Annotated in this window: 2 protein-coding genes, 1 tRNA gene and 1 rRNA gene; all 4 read left to right on the forward strand. The window is 33.9% G+C overall.

Annotated features, from left to right (window positions below):
* The first annotated feature begins 30 nt into the window (after positions 1 to 30).
* The 4 genes from rrf (at position 31) to Q428_RS14100 (ending at position 765) form a co-directional block, all read left to right on the forward strand.
* Positions 31 to 147 (forward strand): 5S ribosomal RNA (rrf, locus tag Q428_RS14090).
* A gap of 5 nt (positions 148 to 152) precedes the next feature.
* Positions 153 to 227, forward strand: a tRNA-Glu gene (locus tag Q428_RS14095).
* A gap of 191 nt (positions 228 to 418) precedes the next feature.
* Positions 419 to 595 carry a XapX domain-containing protein gene (locus Q428_RS15075; protein ID WP_341349058.1) on the forward strand — a complete coding sequence of 59 codons (177 nt, stop codon included), beginning with the start codon at positions 419 to 421 and terminating at the stop codon, positions 593 to 595.
* 11 nt (positions 596 to 606) lie between these two features.
* Positions 607 to 765 carry a XapX domain-containing protein gene (locus tag Q428_RS14100; protein WP_035382063.1) on the forward strand — a complete coding sequence of 53 codons (159 nt, stop codon included), beginning with the start codon at positions 607 to 609 and terminating at the stop codon, positions 763 to 765.
* Positions 766 to 1069 lie beyond the last annotated feature (304 nt).

Here is a 1069-nt window from a genome sequence, read left to right on the forward strand (position 1 = left end):
GCGTCCCACATCTCACATCTGACATCTGGATTCGGTGGCGATAGCCTCGAGGACACACTCCTTCCCATACCGAACAGGACAGTTAAGCTCGAGTACGCCGATGGTACTTTGGGGGAAGCCCCATGGGAGAGTAGGTAGTTGCCGGATAATATGGCCCCTTGGTCAAGCGGTCAAGACACCACCCTTTCACGGTGGTAACAGGGGTTCGATTCCCCTAGGGGTCACCATAAAAAGGAAAGTCTGTATGTAGACTTTCCTTTTGTTTTACTTAATATTTGTAAATAGATTAAAATTAAAATAATAAGCTTGTTTAATAAAAATTAACTTGAATAAAAAATAGGTGCTTAATAAAATATAAAGGTAATAAAAAGAATTCATATAGGGTGGGATGAGGGATTAAATGAAAGGAGTAATTTGAGTGAAGAATATCAAAGAAATATTTCTATCACTTTTAACTGGAATGCTTGCAGGGTTTATTTTTGCTAAAATGTCCCTTCCAATACCAGCACCACCAACACTAGATGGATTTATGGGTATATTTGGTGTTTGGTTAGGTTCAGCACTAGTAGAATTAATAATTAGAAAACACGCTTAGGAGGGAAAAAAATGAAAATATTACTTTTAAGTACGCTTGCAGGCATGATAATAGGTGCAATATTTAAAAAACTAAGGTTACCGCTACCAGCACCACCAACATTGGCTGGAGTAATGGGAATCTTGGGAGTATTACTTGGAAGTATGGTAGCTAAATTGGTACATTTTTAGGTGGATATATTTAGAAACAAAAGTTTCTAGTAACAATATTTTAATATTTTTTCACCTTGTATTAAATATTTAAGGTCTATGAACTGCTAATAAACACTCCTTTCTATAATAAGGAGAGGAAGCAGGTTTATAGGCCTTATTATTTTATAATAGGATATAGATATATATTATTTATCCATTAATAACAATCAACATAACCTGGAATGTCATATAAAGATTTTAAGAGTTTAAACTAATTTGATAGAGATTTCTTGAGATAATCTGATTTAATTACATTTATATTCTTATAGAGAATTAAGAATGT

The sequence above is a fragment of the Fervidicella metallireducens AeB genome (assembly GCF_000601455.1).
GTDB lineage: Bacteria > Bacillota > Clostridia > Clostridiales > Caloramatoraceae > Fervidicella > Fervidicella metallireducens.

What these genes read in the sequence shown, in the direction of transcription:
- Q428_RS14100 (WP_035382063.1), top strand. Translation starts at nt 607, where the DNA reads ATGAAAATATTACTTTTAAGTACGCTTGCAGGCATGATAATAGGTGCA.